We start from the raw sequence: 21,875 nt of genomic DNA on the forward strand, positions 1-21,875 counted from the left end.
TATGGGACAAGTTGGTAACTGACAATGAAAAACAAACACTTAACTCTCTCTGATCGCAATGATATTCAAATAGGAATTGAACAACTTAAGCCCTTCTCAGCTATAGCAGCTAAGTTAGGAAAAGATCCGTCCACAATTTCAAAAGAAGTTCGGAGAAATAGGGTGATAAAAGAGAACTCTAGTACCTCCAATTGTGAGGCCTGCCCTCTACTCAAAAAGACTCCTTACGTTTGTAATGCCTGTCCGAAAAAGAGAAGCAACTGCGGATACCAGAAACAGTTCTACTACGCAAAAAGAGCTCAGCTTGATTATGAAGTTAAGCTCTCAGATTCGAGAACAGGTGTTGCACTAAACAAGGAAGAATTCTATCGCATGGATGAGATTGTTTCTGCTGCCATCCAAAAGGGACAACACCTCAACCACATCATCGCCTCAAACGAAATGTCGGCATCCAGAGCTTCTATCTACCGATACCTTGAAAAAGGCTATCTGTCCACAAAGCCCATTGATTTCCCCCGTGTCGTGAAATTCAGAAAGCGGAGAATCAGAAACCTACAACCCATTCCTAAAATCGCCAAAGAAGGACGGTCTTACGAGGACTTCCAACGCTTTCTCACAGAGAAAGGAATCAGCTATTGGCTGGAAATGGACACCGTTACTGGACGGATCGGCGGAAAGGTACTTCTCACCTTTAACCTCTCCTTCTGTAACTTTATCTTCGCTCAATTACTTGATAATAAAACAGCTAATGAGGTCGCTAAACATCTCTACGCTATCAAGAATGACCTGCATCAGAAAGAGATGGACTTTTGCGAAATATTTCCTGTCATTCTGACCGATAATGGCGGTGAATTCGCTAGAGTGGACGATATCGAAATGGATGTTCGCGGAGAATCTAAGCTATTCTTCTGTGACCCCAATCGTTCTGACCAGAAGGGGAGAATTGAGAAGAATCACACACTTATCAGAGATATTCTTCCTAAAAGAAGTTCTTTTGACAACTTGACACAGGAGGACATCAACCTGGTTTGTTCGCATATCAACAGCGTCAAACGAGCTTCTTTCAACGGAAAATCAGCCTATGAACTCTTTACATTTACCTACGGTGAGGAATTGGCAACACTTTTGGGAATCTCTAAAATTGACCCTGAGAACGTCATTCAATCACCTCGATTATTGGATAAGTAATCGCTAGTTTTTATCAAAAAATAATTTCAAAATAGAAAGGAACTTGTTCCATCCAAAATTCCAGATAGCTAGAACTTACTTTGAGACGTCTCAGAGCCAGTAACTTTAGTGTACTCTTTTTTCAACATTTTCAACCCTAAAACTCACTATTATCAACATTTTTAGTCAAAAACAGAACTTAGTCTGAGACTAAATTCTGTTGATGTTATGCAGTTTTCTCAGAGTAACTTCTGGAAGGACGGGAACTAGAACTTACTTTGAGAATTTACCCTTTCATTTGTTTTCAGTTGTATCATTCACAGACAAAAAAAGAACGACTATCAGTCGTTCTTCAATAACATACGGAAGACATGGGATTCGAACCCACGCACGCTGTTACACGCCTACCGCGTTTCCAACACGGCCTCTTGAGCCTCTTGAGTAATCTTCCATATATGGAGCTGGTGGGAGTCGAACCCACGTCCAAACACCTGCTAACTTATTCGTCTACAACCATAGGTTATGTCTTGCTTTAACTTTAACTTGAACTCGATACATAACTCAAACCTAGACCAAGCGAGTCAGTAAATCTCTTTTGGAACTGCCTGACTCAATCCCAACGTAGCTTGCTATTTTAAGACCAATCAGCAAACACAAGCAATTCGCGACTGGTCACGCAGGCAGGTTATTAAGCTGCTAATGCGTAAGTGTTTGTATTTTTTGCAGTTATATTTAACTGGCATTTTTACATCTGCCGATGAGTTGCAGAACAAGCCTCATAATGCCTGTCGAATCCGTAACAACCCCGTAGGATTTGATACAGGAATTATTATAGCAGAATTTTTTATAAATAGCAAAATTATTTTACATTTTCCTTACAATTTAAAAAAATTTTGAAATATGGTAAAATGAAAGTATGTATAAATTTTGGCAAAAAACCATTCAAGTATTAAGTATTTTGACCCTTATCGGGACCGCTATTTTTCTATTTTGGCTCTATAAGATTGGCATTTTGAACGACCAAAATGTCTTAAGCGATTTAATCAAAAGCCAAGGTGCTTTAGGTAGCCTCTCCTTTTTAGCTATTCAGATTATTCAAGTTGTATTTCCGATTATTCCAGGCGGTGTTACGACTGTTGTGGGTTTCCTCGTATTTCATTTTTGGTGGGGATTCTTTCTCAATTATCTTGGAATTTCAATCGGTAGTATCATCCTTTTCTGGTTGGCTCGTCGCTATGGAAAGAAATTTTGTCTCCTCTTCATGTCTGAAGATACGTTTTACAAATATGAAAGCAAAATTGATAATAAACGTAGTTATGAAATTTTCTTTATTCTCTGCATGCTTTCTCCCATTTCTCCAGCTGACATAGTGGTGATGATTACTGGATTAACAAGCATGAGTTATCGGAAATTTATTATGATTACTTTACTTTGTCGCCCTTTCTCAGTTGTGGCCTATAGCTTCTTTTGGATCTATGGCAGCCAATGGTTGCAGCAATTGTTAGGATAAAATCATAACCACCCGTGAAAACGGGTGGCTTGTACACCGGCTATAAGCCGTTTCTCTCCAGCGACGTCTAAAGACGTTCGCTGAACTTCGTTCAGGTTAGTGCTATAATTACTTGACTAATGCCCGTAACAACGGGCTTTTATCTTGTTCTAAAACTACTATCTGAAAATGAATCTTCATATTCTTTAACACTTAACTTATCAAGTGCGATGTCATTTTTCTCCTGCTCGCGAATATATTTCGCTACCGTCTTTTCGTTCAGTCCAACGGTACTCACATAGTAGCCTCTAGCCCAAAACTTTCGATTTCCATACTTATATTTTAAATTAGCATGTTTATCAAATATCATGAGAGCACTTTTACTTTTCAAATATCCCATAAAATCGGAAATACGAAGTTTTTGGGGGATATCAAGACAAGCATATGAACATGGTCTGGCATCATGTGTCCCTCAATGATTTCCACCACACCAAACGCATGAAGAAAAAAACGTTTTCAGAAAGCGAAAATCATAACCAAAGATCAATCAAAGTAGTACACTAGAATAGAGGTGAACTACAATAATTGATTTTCTTTTATCCATAGAAGAGCACAAAGAGGAGTACAACAGCCGTCAAGCATGGAAAATTCGTTATCCCTTATCCACTATTCTGTTTCTAGTTTTCGCTTGTCAATTGGCAGGGGTTGAAACGTGGAAAGAGATGGAAGATTTCATAGAAATGAACGAGTCTGTTTTGGGAGAATACGTTGACTTGAGTGTCGGCTGTCTTTCTCATGACACCTTGGAACGTGTTGTGAGTATGGTCAATCCAGATTTCTTAAAGGAACTGAAACTGTCCTTCGAAGCTAGTTCGGAAACAACTGATTTTTCAAAATTGATTGCCGTTGACGGAAAAACGATTCGGGGGAACCGAGGGAAACACCAATCTCCTACTCATATTGTCACTGCTTATGATGGTGGTAATCGGATTAGCCTTGGGCAGGTAGCTGTTGAGGATAAAAGTAATGAAATCACAGCCATTCCTCGCCTCTTGTGTCAGCTAGACCTTCGTAAGAGTGTTGTCACGATTGATGCCATGGGCACCTAGACAGACATTGCGGATGTGATTATCAGCGGTAAGGGTGATTATTGCTTGGCAGTCAAAGGAAATCAAGGCAATCTCCATGAGGATATTGACCTCTATTTTAGTGACGCCAAATTGTTATCTACGTTGACAGAGAAAGGCTGTCATTATCAGACCATTGAAAAGGCACGCAGTCAGATTGAGGTGAGGGACTACTGGGTTTCTCACGATGTGAAATGGCTGAGCCAACGACATCCGAAATGGAAAAAACTTCGTGGGATTGGTATGACTAAGAATATCATTGATAAAGATGGTGTCATCACTGAAGAGGTCCGTTACTTTATCCTTAGTTTCAAGGGCGATGTGCAAACTTTTTCTCAGGTTGTTCGTGGTCATTGGTCGGTTGAGAGCCTACATTGATTGTTAGATGTGGTTTACCGAGAAGATAAGAACCAAACCTTAGATAAACGAGCTGCTTTCAATTTAAATGCTATTCGTAAGGCTTGTCTTCATCTCTTACAAATGATGACCTTCCCTAAGGAGAAATTGAGTTACCGCCGCAAACAACGCTATATTTCTGTCCATTTGGAGGATTATTTGCCACAATTATTTGGAAATCGGGGATAAGGTGCTTGTAAAAAGGTAGATACTAAGTTTAAAGCAGTTATTTCCGGGGACAAAAGGAGAGAAGAAATTTTTCATGCGTATGACGTGATGTCCACGCCTTTGCATCGACATAGATGACGGAAAATATCAATTAAGTCCTGCCTTATTTTGTAGTAAATGGATTTTCTACGGTACTTAGGTGTGAAAACTATGTGATAGAGCACATCCATTTAGTATGTGATAAACTGTAACTGGTTTTAGCCATTTCTTTTTCCTCCTTGATCTAACCTGAACAATTAGATTATAACAGGAAAAAGAAATGGAAACTCAAAGCCTTGGCAGCCACCAGCATAGCTGGTGGCTTTCTTGTTTTTCTCTACGAGAAAAACTGGCTCGAAGCCATAATAAAAAAACGGCTTCAAACGTTCGAAACCATTTTGTTTTTTTATTTAATTCCTAATGCAATTCGAGCATAACGACTCATTTTTTGAACGGTCCAAGCTGGTGACCAAACCAGTCTCACATCTACTTCTGTTACTTCAGGGACATCCTTCAATACATCATGAATTTGATCGGTAATTAGATCAGCTAATGGACAACCCATGGTCGTCAAGGTCATATCAATTTCAGCCTTGCCCTCAATAAATCGGATTTCATAAATTAGCCCTAAATTGATAATATCAATACCTAGCTCAGGGTCAATCACATCTTCAAGAGCATGAAAAATACGCTCCTGAATGTCTTTAATTTGATCTTCTGTGTACGTCATTTTTCTCTCTTTCTTTTTCACAAGTTCAATACTAGAAAAGAAACAAACGAAGTTTGTGTCAAAAAGTCCACTGGACGTTACGCTCCCTTTCTAATTTCAAGGGGAGCGGTTAAAATCTCGCTCGTTTCCTGTTTTCAGCGAGCGGTTGATTTTGTCTCCCAGACAAAATCAATCCTCAATAAAATCTCTTAGTGGTTTGCTGCGGGATGGGTGGCGGAGTTTACGGAGGGCTTTGGCTTCGATTTGGCGGATGCGTTCACGGGTTACGTTAAAGACTTTACCAACATCTTCAAGCGTACGCATTTTACCATCATCTAAACCAAAACGAAGACGCAATACGTTTTCCTCACGGTCAGTAAGAGTATCCAATACCTCATCTAACTGTTCACGAAGAACGACACGAGTTGTGTAATCAACTGGATTTTCAATGACTTCGTCTTCGATAAAATCTCCAAGATGACTATCATCTTCTTCACCAATTGGGGTCTCGAGTGAAACAGGCTCTTGGGCAATCTTGAGGATTTCACGAACTTTCTCAGGCGTCATATCCATACGCTCAGCGATTTGCTCTGGAGTTGGATCTTGGCCCAATTCCTGCAAGAGATTGCGTTGTTCACGGACCAATTTGTTAATGGTTTCTACCATGTGAACAGGGATACGGATTGTACGCGCTTGGTCCGCAATGGCACGAGTGATAGCCTGACGAATCCACCAGGTTGCATAGGTTGAAAACTTGAAACCTTTAGAGTAGTCGAACTTATCAACAGCCTTCATCAAGCCCATGTTTCCTTCTTGGATAAGATCAAGGAACTGCATACCACGGCCGACATAGCGTTTAGCAATGGATACAACCAAACGCAAGTTGGCTTCAGCCAAACGTTGTTTCGCTTCTGGGTCACCTGCCTCAACCGCCAATGCCAATTCTTGCTCTTCCTCGTTGGTCAAAAGAGGTACAACACCAATTTCTTTCAAATACATGCGGACTGGGTCGTTCACTTTTGCAGAAGTGCTTCCGAGCAATTCTTCATCAGATAATTCTGGTTCTTCCTCTACCTGCATAGCACGAGCAGAAGGGTTCCCTTCTTTATCAACAATCGAAATCCCTGCGTCCTGAATACGTTGGAGCAAATCATCGATTCCGTCAGCATCAAGCGTAAATGGAATAACCAGTTGGTCATTGATTTCATCGTCTGTAGCTGAACCTTGTTTTTTATGGTTACGGATAAATTCGGCAACTTGTACATCAAAAGTAGTTACTTCTGTTTTTTTATCTTTTTTATTTGTCATATTTACTCCATTTGTCTTCTTCTATCGAGGAGTTTTTGCAACTCATCGAGGGCAATATCTGCATTTCCCACATGGGAATGTTCACGGATTTTCCGTGCTAGGTGCTGGTTCTCCTTCTTTAACAATTCCTTGTCTCGCCGAATTTCTAATTCTTCGATTTCGTGTGGAGACACTTCATCAGGTAAACGTTCTTCCTGCATACGATACCAAGCCTGTTGAGCGGAATCGTTCAACTGTGATAGTTCAAAACTGGTAATTTCCCCAGATTTTTTTAACATATCATAAATAGCTTGCAATTCTGGCGTCGCAAAATAAAAATCTTCTCGTAAACGGAACTCATTGAGAATATAAGGATGTTCAACCATCCGATAAAGTAAATGGTTTTCTGTTCGAATAAGACTCGTTATACGAGCAATCGTTTGGACTGGTGGCAAATAAGACTGACCAGTCTGTGATTGAAATACCTGTTGTGTTCTCTCCTGGCGCTGATTCAGACGAACAGCATTTACTGCCTGTTCCACCTGATTATAATCAAAGTCAGAAAGTAAATCCGCCACCTTATAAATATAAGAATTTTGAGCTGTAATGGATGATACTTTGGCAATAATTGGTGCAATCTTATCTACAAACTCAATCTGCATTTGTAGATTGTCAGGATTTTCAGGTTTCAAGTATTGAATCAAAAATTCTACATCGCTGATTCGTGACTTGGTTAAAACCTGTTGCAAGGCTTCTTCCGAATTTTTCTGCAAAAATTCATCTGGGTCCATATTATCTGGCAAGCTCACGATTTCAACCTGAAAATCTTGTAGTTCGTCCAACGCTTTCATGGTAGCAGCCTGTCCAGCCTTATCCCCATCATAAGTCAGAACAATTTTCTTACAAAACTTAGCTAGGTGTGCAACATGCTCTCTTGTCAAAGCTGTTCCCATGGAAGCCACTGCATTATCAATCCCTACACGATGAGCAGCAATAACATCTAGAAAACCTTCCATGAGATAGGTTTCACGTTGCTTCTTAATAACCGCTTTAGCCTTGTCCAAATGATACAATTCATAGCTTTTATTGAAAATCGCAGTACTACGAGAGTTTTTATACTTGGCTAATTGTTTATTGTTTCGATTTTCTTCGGTCCAAATCCGACCTGAAAAAGCTACAATTCGACCATATTCATCCGCCAAGGGGAAAATAATCCTCGCTTGAAAGGCGTCATAAATAATATTATTCTCACTTGGATTGAACAAACCCGAATTCAATAGACTTTCTTCGTCATATTGACCTGATAGTTTTTGGTAAAGAATATTCTGTTCGGCAGGAGCTAAGCCTAGCTGGAATGTTTTTATGACATCATCTGTCAAGCCACGTTGGTGTAGATAAGCTCTAGCTTCCTCACCCATTTTAGTTGTCATCAAAAGGGCATGATAAAACTTTGCAGCATCCCGATGAATATCATACAGTACCTGATGCGGACTAACCCTTTTCTCCTCTTGATGATAGGAAGGAGTTACATCTATTTGAAACCCTGCCTTCTCAGCTAAGATAGCTGCCGCATCTGCAAAAGAAACACCACGAACTTCTTCGACAAACTTGAATACATCTCCGGACTTACCACATCCAAAACAATGGTAGAACTGCTTATCTTCAATCACATTGAAAGATGGGGTTTTCTCCCCATGAAAAGGGCAAAGACCGACATAATTACGTCCGGCCTTAGTCAAAGCAACCGTTTCACCAATAACATCAACGATATTGAGAGCTTGTTTTATTTCAGTAATTTTATCCTTTGAAAGCACATTCCCTCCTCATATCATACTAGCTAATTTAAAAAGTGAACACTCTCCCCTTAGTTTAACATACTCTATTGTATACTAAATATGGGAAAATGTAAAATTTCTAAAACAAATTGCTTGTAAAATATTTTTTTATGGGTATAATAGATAAAGTAAAATATTTATGAAAGGACATATTTAGGATATGTTGAAAGATTTAAAAGCATTTTTGTTCCGTGGGAACATTGTTGACCTTGCTGTAGCAGTGGTAATTGGCGGAGCGTTCGGCGCAATTATCAAATCATTTGTAAATGATATCATCACTCCATTGATTTTGAACCCAGCTTTGAAAGCGGCAAATGTACAGAATATTGCTGACCTTGCATGGAATGGTGTGAAGTACGGTAGTTTCTTGAGCGCTGTTATTAACTTCCTAATCATTGGCACTTCAATGTTCTTTGTTGTTAAAGCAGCTGAGAAAGCAATGCCTAAGAAAGTTGAAGAGAAAGCTCCTGCTGGTCCAACTCAAGAAGAGTTGCTTGCAGAAATCCGCGATTTATTGAAAAAATAATCAATAATATATTGAAAAACAGGTCTCCATACCTGTTTTTCTCTTCCATAATTACAAAAATAAGATGTGAGCCTCCACTCACATCTTTTCTTATCCTTCGTATCCATTTGGATTTTTCGATTGCCAGTTCCACGTATCTTGACACATGTCTTCAATTGTTTTTTCTGTTTTCCAATTTAACTCTTTCCAAGCCTTGTCTGCGTTGGCGTAACAGGTTGCCACATCACCTGGACGACGGTCAACAAGTTTATAGTGTACTGGAACGCCATTTACCTTTTCAAAGGCTTTGACCAACTCCAATACACTTGTTCCTTGACCTGAACCAAGATTGTAAGTATATACACCTGTAGTAGTTGAAATTTTTTCAAGCGCCTTGATATGACCGAGTGCCAAATCAATCACATGGATATAATCACGCACTCCAGTACCATCAATTGTATCATAATCGTTACCAAAAACGCTGAGTTCCTCACGTTTACCAACTGCTACCTGTGCAATAAACGGCATCAAATTATTAGGAATACCAGCTGGATCTTCCCCAATCAAGCCAGATTCATGGGCACCGATTGGATTGAAATAACGGAGCAATGCAATACTCCACTCCTTATCTGCTACTTCCACATCACGCAAGATTTGTTCCAACATAACTTTGGTATAGCCGTACGGATTCGTTGCGCTAGTTGGCATAGTTTCAACCAAAGGCGATGGATTATTGAGACCATAAACAGTCGCACTTGAGGAGAAGACAATTTTCTTAACACTAAATTCTGTCATGACTTCTACCAAAGCTAGGGTTGACATGATATTGTTTTCATAGTACATAATTGGCTTAGCCACTGATTCTCCTACTGCCTTGTAGCCAGCAAAGTGAATGGCTGCCTCAATGTTTTCATTTTCAAAAACTTGGCGCAAGGCTTCCTTATCTGCCACGTCCAACTCATAGAAAGTTGGGCGCTTGCCAGTGATGGTTTCAATGCGATCTAAAACCAAAATACTTGAGTTTGAAAGATTATCCACGATAACCACTTCTTTCCCCAACTTCAACAATTCGACAACCGTATGACTACCAATATAACCTGCACCACCAGTAACTAAGATACTCATCTTTTTACTCCTTTTCACCTGGACAAAATTCTATATCCCTATTATATGTTACCTGTTGTAAAAAGTAAACAAAAAACAGCCTTTCGGCCGTTTTCAAATTCAATTAGAATTTTTTACGCTTGCGAGCTGCTTCTGATTTACGTTTACGTTTTACAGATGGTTTTTCGTAGAATTCGCGTTTGCGTGTTTCTTGAAGAGTACCAGCTTTAGTAACCGCACGTTTGAAACGACGAAGAGCATCATCAAGTGATTCGTTCTTACGTACTACTGTTTTTGACATTTTTTTCACTCCCCTCAATTTCAAAGTCTTTATCATTTTACTATGATTCAACTCATTTGTCAATATTTTTTTCATTCTAAAATATGAATTTTACGCTCTTATCCTATCCTATTCTTTTTTCCTGTCCACGCCAGTATTGTCCAAAAGAAGAATTCGTAAAGGACAAAAAATAATACAAAGCAATGCAAGAAAAACTCTTGGGGCAAAATATATATGACAGGATCCTTTGCAGGGTCAAATAGCCATGTAGAATCTCCTGGAAATAGCACCGTATGAAACAATGCAAAAAACTGATCAAAGCCAACAAGAACTCCTAATAAACCGATTATCATTGGCGTAAGCATGGTCCAGAAAATGACCTTTTTAACCAAGTCTCCATAACCTTTTAGCAGAATGTTTTTTACAAAAAGCACAAAGGCAGGGAGGGTGAGGATAAAAATTCCCTGAGTTAGATGGAATAAATGTTTCACATCCGCAAAATGTTTCAGACCATCAGCTGAGGATGAAAAATTTGGCATGTCTAAAACACTTGCAAAAGGATTTGTTAGATAGTTCATCAGGATATTGAAATTGTAGGAAATATCTGCCACCTTCATGTAGACCACTTTTTCCAACCCCAAAAAAGAAATCTCAAGCGGATAAACTAGCCAAGCTAGGTAGATGGTTCCTAGAACTGCTGCCGATAAGACAAATAAAATCGTTCCGATAATCTGTAACTTAGTTCTCATCAAAACTCCATTCATCTAGGCTGTTGAGGACATGGGTTGGAGCCAGGGGTAAGTCTGCTACTTCTTCTGGCTTGGTAAATCCTGTCAGGACTAAAAGAGTTGGAAATCCATTGTCAATCCCTGCACGAATATCTGTCAGGTAGTTATCTCCTACCATAACTGTCTGGCTGCGTTCTGTGCCTAAAATCTCCAGAGCCTTGTCCATGATAATGGCTTCAGGCTTACCGATAAAGGTCGGCTCTACTCGGGTAGCAGCTTTCAAAAGCGCAATAAGTGAGCCTGCTCCTGGCAAATGACCTCTTTCAGTCGGAATGTTCAAATCAGGATTGGTACCGATAAAGGTCGCTCCCTTTTGAATAGCCAAGGTGGCAATGGTCAGTTTTTCATAGGTCAACTGAGTATCCAAACCGACAACAACATAGGCTGGATTTTCCGTGTCTTCCACATAACCTGCCTCAAAAATGGCAGACTTGAGCCCGTCTTCTCCAATGACATAGACTGTCTTTTCCTTGCCCAAGTCATTCATATAATCTACTGTCGCCAGACTGGCTGTATAGATTGTTTCAAGCGGTGTCTCAATGTTAAAGTTTTCAGCCAACATAGCCTGCACCATCTCAGGACGGCGGGTGGTATTGTTGGTCACAAATAAATAGGGAATCTGACATTCTTGCAAGCGATGAATAAAACGTTCACCAGCAGGAATCCGCTTTTTCCCTTCATAAATCGTACCATCCAAATCAATCAAATAACCTGTATATGTCATTTTTCCTCCTTAATCAAATCGTGTTTCCCAATGCTCAGACCGACTAGCTTCCAAGCAAAGTGCTAACTGCTCAGCTGTATTTTTCCCAAGGTAGAGCGGTGGTAAGTCATCTAGACTGAAAAAGCCACTGGCAACTGTTTCCGAATTGGGCTGAAACTCCCCGCCAAGGAGACGACATAGAATGAAGACCTTGGTCACGCGGTGGGCTGACTTGGCAGGATTGTTCTTGTGTTTGTCCAAAATCGCCACCACACGTTGAGCCTCCACATCCAGCCCCGCTTCTTCCTTTACTTCCTTGACTACATTGTCCTTGACAGACTGGTCCACATCGCACCAACCGCCTGGTAAGGACCAGAGCCCATCGTTTTCCTGAACCAGTAGGATTTTATCCTCTTGGAAAATAGCTGCGCGGGTATCCAGCTTGGGTGTCTGATAGCCTGTTTCATTGCAAAACAAGTCTTTCACTACTTCCAAAGGCTGTCCAGATGGCTCTACCAACATTTCCGCCGCAATCTGTCTGATTTCTTCGAAACGTTCCATGTCATAAACATCTTTTCCATAGGCCAAGCCTGTCTGAGCCAAGGCTTGTAAACGTACGGCCCATTCCAACCACTTATCCTGCGACATGACGTTCCCTCCATTCTATGACAGCTTGCGCATGGATATGCCCATCTACCACAATCTCATGCTGACTACCACCAGCTTCTGCCACCATACGCGAACTCACCAAGCTAGTTGCCTCTACCTCTTTAAGATACTTGAGTTGTATTTTTTTAGGGACATGGCAGAGCAGAAAATCATAGCCCAGTGCTTCATACATCCATTCCAAATACTTGCCATTATTGACATGCCCATTCATATCCAAGTCAAAATAGCGAACAGGAAATTCTTGGACAGATGGATTTTCCAAGAGCTGATACTTGGGAGCCCGAGGCAATTTCTTGACCTGCTCAGACTGATAAGGAGCAATCAAATCTTCTGGCACAGGCGCCACCTTGCGAGTTTCAAAATCAATCAGGACAAAATAGCAGAGAATGTCCAACAAAAGATTGCCTGCTGCATCGTAGATATAGAACATCCGATGACAGAAAAACTTGTTGTAGGCAACCGCTTCTGTCTTAATGGTAATGGTTTCATTGTACTTAGGTAAACGTTGAATGGTCAGTTCATAATCTGTCACCACCCAAATCAAGCCAAATTCCTGAAAAACATAGAGGTCACTGCGACCCAGTTCTTCCGACTGCCGACCTGATACACCAAGACAGTAGGAAATAAAGTCAGGTAGTTTGATTTCTTGTTTGACATCCACCATATCAAAAGGAATGGTGAACTCTTCTTGGTATGTTAGTCCCATAATGTTGATCTTTCTAGTCTTAAAGTATAGTCTTTCAGTTCACGTCAACAGCTGCAGGTAGCTTCAATAGTCCAGTGGACTATTGAAGGTTGGAAATCGTACTTACGATAGTAAGTAACATTCGTAGAGTACGGCAAAGTGAGTTCAAATACTTCAGTGGAGTGTTTGAAGTTGGAAATAAGGAAACGAAGTTTCTTCGCTCGTCGAAGTAATAAAAACAAACTGAATGACTATATGAAACGCTCTGCAACTGTATCGCCCAGAAACAATCCCTTTTTAGTCATCCGAAGCCAACAGTCTTCTTCTTGCAAGAGTCCTTCATTTTTCAAGTCTCTGACCACCTGACCGTAGCGGTCTTCAAAGGAGATACCAAACTTTTTCTCGAATCGCTCAATGGACACGCCAGTTTTTTTCCGTAGCCCTAAAAACATCTCTTCTTCCATCTGCTCGGTCTTGCTGAGAAATTCTTCGTGTAAGCGAGAATGGCCTTTTTCGCGGATGGACTTGAGGTAGTGCTGGATGGGGGCACGGTTGCGATAACGCATGCCGTCGATGTAGCCTGAAGCCCCTGCTCCCAATCCGTAATACTCGGAGTTGTCCCAGTACATGAGGTTGTGGTGGCTTTCAAAACCAGGCTTGGTGAAGTTGGAAATCTCGTAGTGTTCGAAGCCGTTTTTCTCCAACTCCTGAAGAATGTAGTCAAACATATCGGACTCCACATCTTCGTTGGGTAGATGAAGATTGCCGCGACGCTGGCGGTTCATGAAGACCGTGTGATTCTCCAAAATCAAACTATACAAGCTCATGTGGGGAATATCTAGCTCCAAGGCCTTGGCGACATTGTCCACCACCTGCTCCATGGTCTGACCAGGCAGGGCATAAATCAGGTCAATGGAAATGTTGTGGAAGCCCGCTTCCTTGAGGGCCGCAATGGTTTCATAAATCTGGGCCTGATTGTGGCTGCGACCAATTTTTTTCAACATACGGTCATCAAATGTTTGAACGCCAAGCGACACCCGATTGCACTTGGACTTTTTCAGAACTGCTATCTTATCCGCCGTCAAGTCACCTGGATTGGCCTCGATAGTGAATTCTTCCAGCTGTGACAAGTCCAGCAAGTCCTCCAGATTGGTCAGGAGGTAGTCCAACTGTTCTGCCGATAGAGCCGACGGTGTTCCGCCTCCGATGTAGAGGGTCTTGAGGGCTGGAAGGTCGTAAAACTTGACCTCTTCCATGAGGGCTACCAAATAGTCATCAACAGGCTGGTTCTTAATAAAAACCTTGGAAAAGTCACAGTAGTAACAAATCTGGGTACAAAATGGAATGTGGATATAGGCAGATGTCGGTCGTTTTTTCATAAGAACTATTATAGCACACTGTCTATAAAAATATTTTTTACAGCCATCACTTCCCCCTCAAAACAATGATATAATATAGTAAACTTACAAAATCTACAAAAGGGATTAAATCATGAACAAAGAACGATTCTATGATGTCATCAACGCTATCTTATCATTCTTATTCTGCCGCTGGCTCTTTATGACCTTTCTTTTTTACCAGTTCACGACCATTTTCATGACAGTTGATTTTTGGCCGACACTTGCCGCAATCCTGTTAATGACCGGATTTTGCTTTACCCTATTTCGACTTGTCTATAAACCCCACATTTCGCGACTGACACTTTGGTTTTTCTACGCTTGCTACGGGCTTCTGCTAGTCTATCTTCTCTTTTTCAAAAGCATGGGCGTCAGAGGTGTCAACTAGAATCTCCTTAGCACTTTTTCACAAGACCTATTTCTCAATCCTACTATATTGGTTTTTAACCTCTTACTCTTTTTACCACTTGGGTTGCTTTTTTCATTTTCTTGGAAAAAACTTTCTCTCTTTGTAGGTGCTATTTTACTGGTTGAAGCCTGTCAATTCTTCTTTTCACTGGGCTTCTTTGACCTTGGCGACATCTTGCTTAACACTTCTGGCTTTGCCCTTGGAAACCTTTTGGGAAAATCCGCAATCGCTCAATCTTTTAAAAATAGAATACAGAAAAAATGACCCCGCAAGGTCATTTTTAGTTTATTTATACTCAATGAAAATCAAAAGTAGCCTAGGAAACGAAGCCGACGATAGAACTGAAGTTCATCTAGGCTCTTGACAACGGATAATTTTGATTTTCGAAGAGTATTAGCTTACTTAACTTCCAAATGCCAGATGTCTTCGTTGTACTGTTGAATAGTACGGTCTGACGAGAAGAAACCTGCTTTAGCGATGTTGACGATGACTTTTTCCAACCAGCTGTCGCGATCTTCGTAGTCTGCTAACATCTGCTCTTTAGTCGAGATATAATCTTCCAAATCAAGCAGGGTCATGAAGTGGTCATTGTGCTTAAGGTTATCCTGCAAACGCCAGAGACGCTCATCGATCCCACCAGCATGACGAATGGTATCCGATGTAATAAAGTCAATCAATGGGCGAATGGCTTCACGTTCGTAGAAGGAATATGGATGGTAGGTCCCATTTGCATAGTGTTCGATAACTGTTTGGCTATCTTGACCAAAGATATAAATATTTTCATCACCTACCAACTCATGAATTTCCACATTGGCCCCATCATCTGTACCGATGGTCAAGGCTCCGTTGAGCATGAATTTCATGTTACCTGTACCAGAAGCTTCTTTGGATGCAAGAGAAATTTGTTCTGAAATATCTGCCGCTGGAATAATATAACTTGCCTCGGTTACGTTATAGTTTTCAATCATAACGAGTTGCAAGTGTGGCGCCACGTCAGGATCATTTTTAATCACCTGTGACAATACCAAAATCAAATGAATGATGTCCTGTGCGGTTGTGTAAGCAGGTGCAGCCTTTCCACCAAAGAAAACTGTTAATGGGCGAGTAGGGATGTTGCCTGCTTTAATATCCAGATACTTATGGATAACATAAAGAACATTCATCTGCTGACGCTTGTACTCGTGCATGCGCTTGATTTGTACATCAAAGATGGATTCTGGATTAACATGAACACCTTGTGTCTTGGCAATATGGCGCTGCAATTTGCGTTTATTATGCTGCTTTGTCTTTTCCAACCAAGATTTCAATTCCTTATCATTTTTGTAATCCAACAGCTTTTCGAGCTCACTTGCATCGTGATGGTAGCCATGTCCAAGTAGGCCGTCCAGGTAGCTTGCCAAACTTGGATTAGCATGCATGAGCCAACGACGGAAGGTAATCCCATTTGTCTTATTATTGAATTTTTCAGGATATAGCTCATAGAAAGCTTTCAACTCTGAAGTTTTCAAAATCTCTGTATGAAGTGCCGCCACCCCATTGATGGAATAACCATAATGAATATCCATGTGTGCCATGTGAACACGGCCATGTTCATCGATGATATTGACAGCAGGATCATCCTTCACTTCTTTGGCACGACGATCCAATTCTACGATGAACGGTACCAAGTGCGGAACCACATAGTTCAGAAAATCAAGCGGCCATTTTTCCAGCGCCTCTGACAAGATGGTATGGTTGGTATAAGCAGTCATTTTCTTAACAATTTCAACTGCCTCATCAAACGAAATACCACGGAGCTCCAAAAGGCGAATCAATTCTGGAATAACAAGTGATGGGTGAGTATCGTTGATTTGAACAACGGCATAATCAGGTAGGTCATGTAAGTTTGATCCCTTAGCAACCGCTTCGTCAATCAATAGTTGCGCAGCGTTAGACACCATGAAATATTGCTGGAAGATGCGGAGAACTTTTCCTTCATCGGTCGAATCATCTGGATAGAGGAAGAGGGTCAAGTTTCGGAAAATATCTTCCTTATCAAATTCTATTCCGTCATAAATGATATTGTCATCAACTGAACCAAGGTCAAACAAGCGAAGTCGATTCTTGCGTTCCATTTTATAACCAGGTACATCGATGTCATACAACTTAGATGTCAAGGTAAAGTTAGCAAATGGCACCTGATAAGAAATCGGTGACTCTGTTAACCATGAACGTGGTGTAATCCACTCGTTTGGCACAGCAGACTGCTGATGGTATTCAAATAATTGTCTAAACAGTCCAAAGTGATAATTCAAGCCGACCCCATCACCGTTAAGACCTAGACTAGCAATTGAATCAAGGAAGCAGGCAGCCAAGCGCCCCAAACCTCCATTACCAAGAGACGGTTCAAGCTCCATGTCTTCAATAGCAATCAAATCCTTACCAGCTGCCACCAACTGGCTTTTAACCTCATCATAAAGACCAAGGTTGATTAAATTATTAGACAAGAGCTTACCAATTAAGAACTCTGCTGAAATATAGTAGACCTTTTTCTTTTGGTCATTTGTATACTTAGCTTCACTCTGCTGTTTTGCAAAAGCAAGCAAGGCGTAATAGAGTTCTTGGTCTGTACAATCTTCAATGCGTTTGGCATACATAGACTGAACAAAATTTTGTAAATTAATCATGAGGGCTCTCCTAGATATATTAATGTAATCATTCAGAAAGGTTTCGCTTTACCTTTGTAAACGTTTTCTTAATTATACCCTATTTATAAAAAAAGACAAGCCAACTTCCGTACAAATAGAAATTAGTTCGTCTTTTAAACGATTGCAGGTTACTACAATCAGAATTATTCTTAATTATTCTGCAATCAGAGTTTCCAAACCAACTTTCATCATATCCGTGAAAGTATTTTGACGCTCTTCTGCTGTGGTGTCTTCCTCTGGATTAACCAAGCTATCTGAAATCGTCATAATGGCAAGCGTTTGAACGCCAAACTTAGCACCTAGGTAATAAAGTGCAGCTGCTTCCATTTCTACAGCCTTGACACCTAGTTGACCTAATTCTAAGTTGCGACTAAACAATTTTGGAGAATAGAAACTATCTGATGATAAAACATTGCCAACATGCGTTGTCATGTTGAGTTCTTTGGCGATATGATAAGCCTTATCTAAAAGATCAAAATCAGCGATTTGTGGCAAATCGTACTCTGGCCAGTCAATATTGATCATACGAGAGTTGGTCGCAGCTGCCTGAGCCAAGACCAATTCACGGACATGGACATCCTCATTCAAAGAACCTGCTGTTCCCACACGAATTAGTTTTTTCACACCATATTCGTTAATCAATTCATGAGCATAGATAGATATGGATGGTATTCCCATACCTGTTCCCATGACAGAGACACGATGACCCTTGTAGGTACCTGTGTAGCCGAACATATTGCGAACTTCGTTGAAGCAAACGGCATCTTCAAGGAAGTTTTCAGCGATAAATTTAGCACGAAGCGGATCACCAGGAAGCAAAATCTTATCAGCGATTTCGCCTGGTTTTGCGGAAATATGGATAGACATGTAATGTACCTCTTTGTTCTATTTTCGAATACTTACAACTCAGCCAAGATAGCCTTCACCAAGCCCTTGAAGTTGCCCTTGATTTGCTCGGTTACTTCTACAACTTCTTCGTGATTAAGTTCAGATTGGAAACCAGCCGCAAAGTTTGTGATAGCAGAAATACCCAAGACTTTCATGCCTGAGTGAGCTGCCACGATAACTTCTGGTACTGTTGACATACCGACTGCGTGGGCCCCCATGGTCTTGAAGGCCAAGATTTCAGCAGGTGTTTCATAGGTAGGGCCTGTCACACCGAGGTAGACACCATCGTCCAACTTGATACCCAATTTTTCCGCAACGGCATGGGCTTTTTCACGGTATTCTTTAGTGTAGGCATTGGACATATCTGGGAAACGTGGACCAAATTCTTCCAAGTTTTCGCCAATCAATGGATTTTGGCCAGTCATGTTGATGTGGTCTGTAATGGCCATAAGGGTACCTGGACCGTAGCCAATACCACCTGCGGCATTAGTAACAATCACTCCTTCACAACCAAGAGCTTTCATGACACGGACTGGGAAAGTCACGACTTCCATCGGATTTCCTTCGTAGAAATGGAAACGACCTTGAAGAGCTAAGACCTTACGTCCTGCCAAATCACCGTAAACCAACTTACCAGCATGACCAACAACTGTTGATTTACCCCAGTTTGGAATATCTGCATAGTCGATGACAATAGCATTTTCAACTTCTTGGGCCAATTCACCCAAGCCAGAACCCAAAATCAAACCGAATTCAGGTTTTACCAAACCTTTTTCTTCCAAGAACGTTTTTGTTTCATTGATTTTTGCAAGTAAACTCATATTTTCTCCTTTTATAAATAATCCGACCAGTCATATTCTGGCATTTTTTCTTTAATGATTTCAAGCGGACGACAGAGGAAGGCTGTCTGCTCTCGCTCGATAATGGGGCGATTGAGAGTGGCAGGCTCTTTAACTAAACGCTCAAAGATTTCTTCTTCTGACAAGGCTAGTCGTTCTTCTTCCTTCAATCGAATAACTGCTGAAGGTTGACTGCCCATTTTTTCCAAGAGAGCTGTCAATTCAGTTCCCCTTAATGGTGTTTCCAAATAATTAACCCACTTGACTTCCATATCCTGGCTGGACAGCAATATTCTTAATTTTTTACACTTGCTACAGTTAGGATTGTAATAGACCGTTAGCTTCTCCATTAAACCAATTGTGACAAGAAGCTTTCGCCAATCATGGCTGTGTCCACTCCGAAGTTTTCCGCAACGGTTGCTGAAATGTCCGCAAAATGGCCTACTGGCAAAACACCGCTACCTTTGAAAGCCTTGCTGTATGCTAAGAGTGGCACATATTCGCGTGTGTGATCTGTTCCAGCATAGGATGGATCATTGCCGTGGTCTGCAGTAATCAAGAGCAGGTCATCTTCACGCATATTGTCAATAATCTCTGGAATACGTGCATCAAACTCTTGCAAACAATCGCGGTAGCCTTCGATATTGCGACGGTGACCATACACAGCATCAAAGTCAACTAAGTTTGTGAAGGAGAAACCTTCCTCGAAGTCTGATAACTTCAGAGTATCAATCAACACATCGACACCGTGCATGTTGGACTTGGTGTGACCCATATCATTTGTAATACCTGAACCATTGAAAATATCACTGATTTTACCAACTGAGTAAGTTGGTACACCCGCATCTGCCAGTTTGTTGAGTACTGTTGCCTCAAAAGGTGATACTGCATAGTCGTGACGGTTGGCAGTTCGTGAGAAATTGCCTGGCTCACCAACGTATGGACGGGCAATAATCCGACCAAGAAGAGCTGGGCGTTCAAGGGTAATGGAGCGAGCGTATTCACAGATACGATACAATTCATCCAGCGGAATAATGTCTTCGTGGGCTGCAATCTGAAGGACTGGGTCTGCGGAGGTATAGACAATTAACTCCCCAGTTTCCATTTGGCGAGGGCCAAAGTCATCAATGACAGCTGTACCTGAATACGGCTTGTTTGCTTCGCGGATGATTTTACGACCTGAGAATTCTTCGATTTTTGTCAAAATCTCTTCAGGGAAACCATCCCAGAATGTATCAAATGGCTCAGTAATATTGAGACCCATAATTTCCCAGTGTCCAGTCATGGTATCCTTACCAAGCGATACTTCTTCCAACTTGGTCACGTAACCAGTTGGATGGCTTTCAGCAGGAACTGTCGCAAGCGCTGTATCTCGAGGGATATTTCCAAGACCAATCTTGGTCATATTAGGCACCTCAAGCCCAGCTTTTTCAGAAATGTGGCCGAGAGTGTCAGATTCTGTATCTGCTACACCCGCATTGAAAAATTTATCTGAGTCTGGTGCTGCGCCGATTCCGACAGAGTCCATAACTACCAAGTGAACACGTTTAAATTTAGGCATAATTGTCTCCTTTATTTGATATAGTTAGATTCAACCAAAATCAGCGTCCAACCAAGTTGCTAGACTGGAAATTATCATCACCACACCTAAACATTTTAATGGGGTGCAATACTTATACAGTCAAAGCTCTCGGCATCAAACTTCTTAACCATCAAAACTAGATACTGTTACTCGCTTCACTGCCTGCTGTTCAGCTATCGCTTTTTCAGTACCTATCATCTGACTGCTACGAGGTAAGGGGATAGATTTTTGAAGAGTCTAAACGTTCGTGTTTTCATTATACCATAAAAACGCCTCTCATTGTACCAAAATGAGAAGCGTTTTCAATTTATTTCTTTTCGATGATGTTCGGTCCTTCTGGTGTACCAACAATTACCTTGGAAATCAATCCAATAAAGAGACCGTGTTCTACAACACCGACGGTCCGATCCAATTCTTCCGCCAATGCATATGTGTCTTCTATTCTGCGCAAATCAAGGTCAATGATAAAGTTCTGCATATCCGTGATATGTTTTTTTCCATTACGCATACGAAAACTTGGACGATACCCTTTTTTCTCAAATAGTCGGAAAAGATTTTCCGCACCGTACTGCACGACTTCCACCGGCAACTTGAAGGCTCCTAGGGTTTGAACCATCTTAGACTCATCCACAATCCAGATGCAGTCCTTGCTATTGACTGCTACCACTTTCTCCATGAGAAGCGCTGCACCACCGCCTTTAATCCCATTGAAGTCACCATCAACCTCATCTGCTCCATCCACCGTCAAGTCCACATATTCGACTTCGTCGATATTTTTTAGGGGAATCCCAAGGGACGCAGCGTGCTCAGCCGTGGCATGAGAGGTCGTTACGCCTGTTATCTGTAGCCCTTCTTCTGCAACCCGGCGGCCAATCTCCTGCACGAAATAGTATGCCGTCGAACCAGTTCCCAGCCCAACAATCATCCCGTCCGTCACAAATTCCGCCGCCTTAATCCCAACCTGCTCTTTTAGGTTTATCATCTTTGTCTCCTTTGAAGTAAAACGAATACATATAGTATAGCATGGAGAGGGAGATGGGACAAGAGTGAGTTAGAAATTCAAAAAATAATGTCTTAAATCCTAAAAAATTTTTTTCATTTGTTCAAATATATTTGCTACTA

Annotated in this window: 20 protein-coding genes, 1 tRNA gene, 1 other RNA gene and 3 pseudogenes; 5 read left to right on the plus strand and 20 right to left on the minus strand. The window is 41.2% G+C overall.

Annotated features, from left to right (window positions below; genetic code table 11):
* Positions 1-24: 24 nt before the first annotated feature.
* The gene (locus YYK_RS06200) at positions 25-1,188 is read left to right on the plus strand and encodes an IS30 family transposase (RefSeq protein WP_011922710.1); all 1,164 of its coding nucleotides are present in this window, start codon (positions 25-27) and stop codon (positions 1,186-1,188) included.
* 342 nt (positions 1,189-1,530) lie between these two features.
* Here YYK_RS06200 and YYK_RS06205 read toward each other — a convergent pair.
* Together YYK_RS06205 and ssrA are read right to left on the minus strand one after the other, a co-directional pair.
* Positions 1,531-1,618 (minus strand) — tRNA-Ser (locus YYK_RS06205).
* A 2-nt stretch (positions 1,619-1,620) separates the two neighbouring features.
* Positions 1,621-1,974: a transfer-messenger RNA gene (ssrA, locus tag YYK_RS09990) on the minus strand.
* A 109-nt stretch (positions 1,975-2,083) separates the two neighbouring features.
* Between ssrA and YYK_RS06210 the strand changes: the two genes are divergently transcribed.
* Positions 2,084-2,677 carry a TVP38/TMEM64 family protein gene (locus tag YYK_RS06210; protein ID WP_002935545.1) on the plus strand — a complete coding sequence of 198 codons (594 nt, stop codon included), beginning with the start codon at positions 2,084-2,086 and terminating at the stop codon, positions 2,675-2,677.
* A 139-nt stretch (positions 2,678-2,816) separates the two neighbouring features.
* Here the strand turns inward: YYK_RS06210 and tnpA are convergent.
* Positions 2,817-3,142 (minus strand): annotated as a pseudogene (gene tnpA / locus YYK_RS06215) (IS200/IS605 family transposase); the annotation flags it as partial.
* A gap of 95 nt (positions 3,143-3,237) precedes the next feature.
* Between tnpA and YYK_RS06220 the strand changes: the two are divergent.
* Positions 3,238-4,368 (plus strand): annotated as a pseudogene (locus tag YYK_RS06220) (ISAs1 family transposase).
* An 86-nt stretch (positions 4,369-4,454) separates the two neighbouring features.
* On the opposite strand, the pseudogene YYK_RS09995 reads toward YYK_RS06220, so the two are convergent.
* The 4 genes and pseudogenes from YYK_RS09995 to dnaG all read right to left on the minus strand — a co-directional run.
* Positions 4,455-4,612 (minus strand): annotated as a pseudogene (locus YYK_RS09995) (transposase); the annotation flags it as partial.
* A 180-nt stretch (positions 4,613-4,792) separates the two neighbouring features.
* Positions 4,793-5,116 (minus strand): metal-sulfur cluster assembly factor, encoded by a 324-nt coding sequence (locus tag YYK_RS06230; protein ID WP_002935553.1) that lies wholly within the window; start codon positions 5,114-5,116, stop codon positions 4,793-4,795.
* A 168-nt stretch (positions 5,117-5,284) separates the two neighbouring features.
* A complete protein-coding gene (gene rpoD, locus YYK_RS06235; protein ID WP_002935555.1) occupies positions 5,285-6,403 on the minus strand; it encodes an RNA polymerase sigma factor RpoD in 1,119 nt (372 codons plus the stop codon).
* Between the two features lie 2 nt (positions 6,404-6,405).
* Positions 6,406-8,196 carry a DNA primase gene (gene dnaG, locus YYK_RS06240; protein WP_012775236.1) on the minus strand — a complete coding sequence of 597 codons (1,791 nt, stop codon included), beginning with the start codon at positions 8,194-8,196 and terminating at the stop codon, positions 6,406-6,408.
* A 181-nt stretch (positions 8,197-8,377) separates the two neighbouring features.
* On the opposite strand from dnaG, the gene mscL reads away from it, so the two are divergent.
* Positions 8,378-8,743, plus strand: a complete 366-nt coding sequence (mscL, locus tag YYK_RS06245) for a large conductance mechanosensitive channel protein MscL (RefSeq protein ID WP_002935562.1) — start codon at positions 8,378-8,380, stop codon at positions 8,741-8,743.
* A 90-nt stretch (positions 8,744-8,833) separates the two neighbouring features.
* Here mscL and galE read toward each other — a convergent pair whose 3' ends face one another.
* From galE to hemW, 7 genes are all read right to left on the minus strand, one after another.
* On the minus strand, positions 8,834-9,847 hold the full coding sequence (galE, locus tag YYK_RS06250; protein WP_012775237.1) for a UDP-glucose 4-epimerase GalE: 1,014 nt from the start codon (positions 9,845-9,847) through the stop codon (positions 8,834-8,836).
* A 103-nt stretch (positions 9,848-9,950) separates the two neighbouring features.
* Positions 9,951-10,127 carry a 30S ribosomal protein S21 gene (rpsU, locus tag YYK_RS06255; protein WP_000048054.1) on the minus strand — a complete coding sequence of 59 codons (177 nt, stop codon included), beginning with the start codon at positions 10,125-10,127 and terminating at the stop codon, positions 9,951-9,953.
* A gap of 98 nt (positions 10,128-10,225) precedes the next feature.
* Entirely contained in the window at positions 10,226-10,855 is a 630-nt protein-coding gene (locus YYK_RS06260; protein WP_002935566.1) for a TIGR01906 family membrane protein, read from the minus strand.
* Positions 10,845-11,618 carry a TIGR01457 family HAD-type hydrolase gene (locus YYK_RS06265; RefSeq protein ID WP_012028356.1) on the minus strand — a complete coding sequence of 258 codons (774 nt, stop codon included), beginning with the start codon at positions 11,616-11,618 and terminating at the stop codon, positions 10,845-10,847. Before YYK_RS06265 ends, YYK_RS06260 begins: the two co-directional genes overlap by 11 nt.
* Positions 11,619-11,627: 9 nt before the next feature.
* On the minus strand, positions 11,628-12,245 hold the full coding sequence (locus tag YYK_RS06270; RefSeq protein WP_002935569.1) for an NUDIX hydrolase N-terminal domain-containing protein: 618 nt from the start codon (positions 12,243-12,245) through the stop codon (positions 11,628-11,630).
* Positions 12,232-12,972, minus strand: coding sequence for an acyl-ACP thioesterase domain-containing protein (locus tag YYK_RS06275; protein ID WP_002935570.1), 741 nt, complete (start codon positions 12,970-12,972; stop codon positions 12,232-12,234). Before YYK_RS06275 ends, YYK_RS06270 begins: the two co-directional genes overlap by 14 nt.
* Positions 12,973-13,202: 230 nt before the next feature.
* On the minus strand, positions 13,203-14,330 hold the full coding sequence (hemW, locus tag YYK_RS06280; protein ID WP_012027377.1) for a radical SAM family heme chaperone HemW: 1,128 nt from the start codon (positions 14,328-14,330) through the stop codon (positions 13,203-13,205).
* 490 nt (positions 14,331-14,820) lie between these two features.
* Between hemW and YYK_RS10000 the strand changes: the two genes are divergently transcribed.
* Positions 14,821-15,021: a VanZ family protein gene (locus YYK_RS10000; protein WP_231112277.1), complete on the plus strand. Its 201-nt coding sequence runs from the start codon at positions 14,821-14,823 to the stop codon at positions 15,019-15,021.
* A gap of 134 nt (positions 15,022-15,155) precedes the next feature.
* Here YYK_RS10000 and glgP read toward each other — a convergent pair whose 3' ends face one another.
* The 6 genes from glgP to rpiA all read right to left on the minus strand — a co-directional run bounded on the left by glgP (position 15,156) and on the right by rpiA (position 21,735).
* On the minus strand, positions 15,156-17,423 hold the full coding sequence (glgP, locus tag YYK_RS06285) for a glycogen/starch/alpha-glucan family phosphorylase (protein ID WP_012028357.1): 2,268 nt from the start codon (positions 17,421-17,423) through the stop codon (positions 15,156-15,158).
* A 174-nt stretch (positions 17,424-17,597) separates the two neighbouring features.
* On the minus strand, positions 17,598-18,311 hold the full coding sequence (gene deoD / locus YYK_RS06290) for a purine-nucleoside phosphorylase (protein WP_012027381.1): 714 nt from the start codon (positions 18,309-18,311) through the stop codon (positions 17,598-17,600).
* Between the two features lie 32 nt (positions 18,312-18,343).
* The gene (locus YYK_RS06295) at positions 18,344-19,153 is read right to left on the minus strand and encodes a purine-nucleoside phosphorylase (RefSeq protein ID WP_002935585.1); all 810 of its coding nucleotides are present in this window, start codon (positions 19,151-19,153) and stop codon (positions 18,344-18,346) included.
* An 11-nt stretch (positions 19,154-19,164) separates the two neighbouring features.
* Positions 19,165-19,443 (minus strand): ArsC/Spx/MgsR family protein, encoded by a 279-nt coding sequence (locus YYK_RS06300; RefSeq protein WP_014636461.1) that lies wholly within the window; start codon positions 19,441-19,443, stop codon positions 19,165-19,167.
* 77 nt (positions 19,444-19,520) lie between these two features.
* Positions 19,521-20,732 (minus strand): phosphopentomutase, encoded by a 1,212-nt coding sequence (locus YYK_RS06305; protein ID WP_012027384.1) that lies wholly within the window; start codon positions 20,730-20,732, stop codon positions 19,521-19,523.
* A gap of 328 nt (positions 20,733-21,060) precedes the next feature.
* Complete coding sequence (rpiA, locus tag YYK_RS06310; protein WP_012027385.1) at positions 21,061-21,735, minus strand: ribose-5-phosphate isomerase RpiA; 675 nt, start codon at positions 21,733-21,735, stop codon at positions 21,061-21,063.
* Positions 21,736-21,875: the final 140 nt, after the last annotated feature.

Source organism: Streptococcus suis S735, from assembly GCF_000294495.1.
In the GTDB taxonomy this organism is placed as follows: domain Bacteria; phylum Bacillota; class Bacilli; order Lactobacillales; family Streptococcaceae; genus Streptococcus; species Streptococcus suis.

Bases quoted from the DNA above. Each gene is read 5' to 3' on its own strand.
- YYK_RS06200 (WP_011922710.1), top strand. From the start codon at position 25: ATGAAAAACAAACACTTAACTCTCTCTGATCGCAATGATATTCAAATA.
- YYK_RS06210 (WP_002935545.1), top strand. From the start codon at position 2,084: ATGTATAAATTTTGGCAAAAAACCATTCAAGTATTAAGTATTTTGACC.
- YYK_RS06230 (WP_002935553.1), bottom strand. From the start codon at position 5,116: ATGACGTACACAGAAGATCAAATTAAAGACATTCAGGAGCGTATTTTT.
- rpoD (WP_002935555.1), bottom strand. From the start codon at position 6,403: ATGACAAATAAAAAAGATAAAAAAACAGAAGTAACTACTTTTGATGTA.
- mscL (WP_002935562.1), top strand. From the start codon at position 8,378: ATGTTGAAAGATTTAAAAGCATTTTTGTTCCGTGGGAACATTGTTGAC.
- galE (WP_012775237.1), bottom strand. From the start codon at position 9,847: ATGAGTATCTTAGTTACTGGTGGTGCAGGTTATATTGGTAGTCATACG.
- rpsU (WP_000048054.1), bottom strand. From the start codon at position 10,127: ATGTCAAAAACAGTAGTACGTAAGAACGAATCACTTGATGATGCTCTT.
- YYK_RS06260 (WP_002935566.1), bottom strand. From the start codon at position 10,855: ATGAGAACTAAGTTACAGATTATCGGAACGATTTTATTTGTCTTATCG.
- YYK_RS06265 (WP_012028356.1), bottom strand. From the start codon at position 11,618: ATGACATATACAGGTTATTTGATTGATTTGGATGGTACGATTTATGAA.
- YYK_RS06270 (WP_002935569.1), bottom strand. From the start codon at position 12,245: ATGTCGCAGGATAAGTGGTTGGAATGGGCCGTACGTTTACAAGCCTTG.
- YYK_RS06275 (WP_002935570.1), bottom strand. From the start codon at position 12,972: ATGGGACTAACATACCAAGAAGAGTTCACCATTCCTTTTGATATGGTG.
- hemW (WP_012027377.1), bottom strand. From the start codon at position 14,330: ATGAAAAAACGACCGACATCTGCCTATATCCACATTCCATTTTGTACC.
- glgP (WP_012028357.1), bottom strand. From the start codon at position 17,423: ATGATTAATTTACAAAATTTTGTTCAGTCTATGTATGCCAAACGCATT.
- deoD (WP_012027381.1), bottom strand. From the start codon at position 18,311: ATGTCTATCCATATTTCCGCAAAACCAGGCGAAATCGCTGATAAGATT.
- YYK_RS06295 (WP_002935585.1), bottom strand. From the start codon at position 19,153: ATGAGTTTACTTGCAAAAATCAATGAAACAAAAACGTTCTTGGAAGAA.
- YYK_RS06300 (WP_014636461.1), bottom strand. From the start codon at position 19,443: ATGGAAGTCAAGTGGGTTAATTATTTGGAAACACCATTAAGGGGAACT.
- YYK_RS06305 (WP_012027384.1), bottom strand. From the start codon at position 20,732: ATGCCTAAATTTAAACGTGTTCACTTGGTAGTTATGGACTCTGTCGGA.
- rpiA (WP_012027385.1), bottom strand. From the start codon at position 21,735: ATGATAAACCTAAAAGAGCAGGTTGGGATTAAGGCGGCGGAATTTGTG.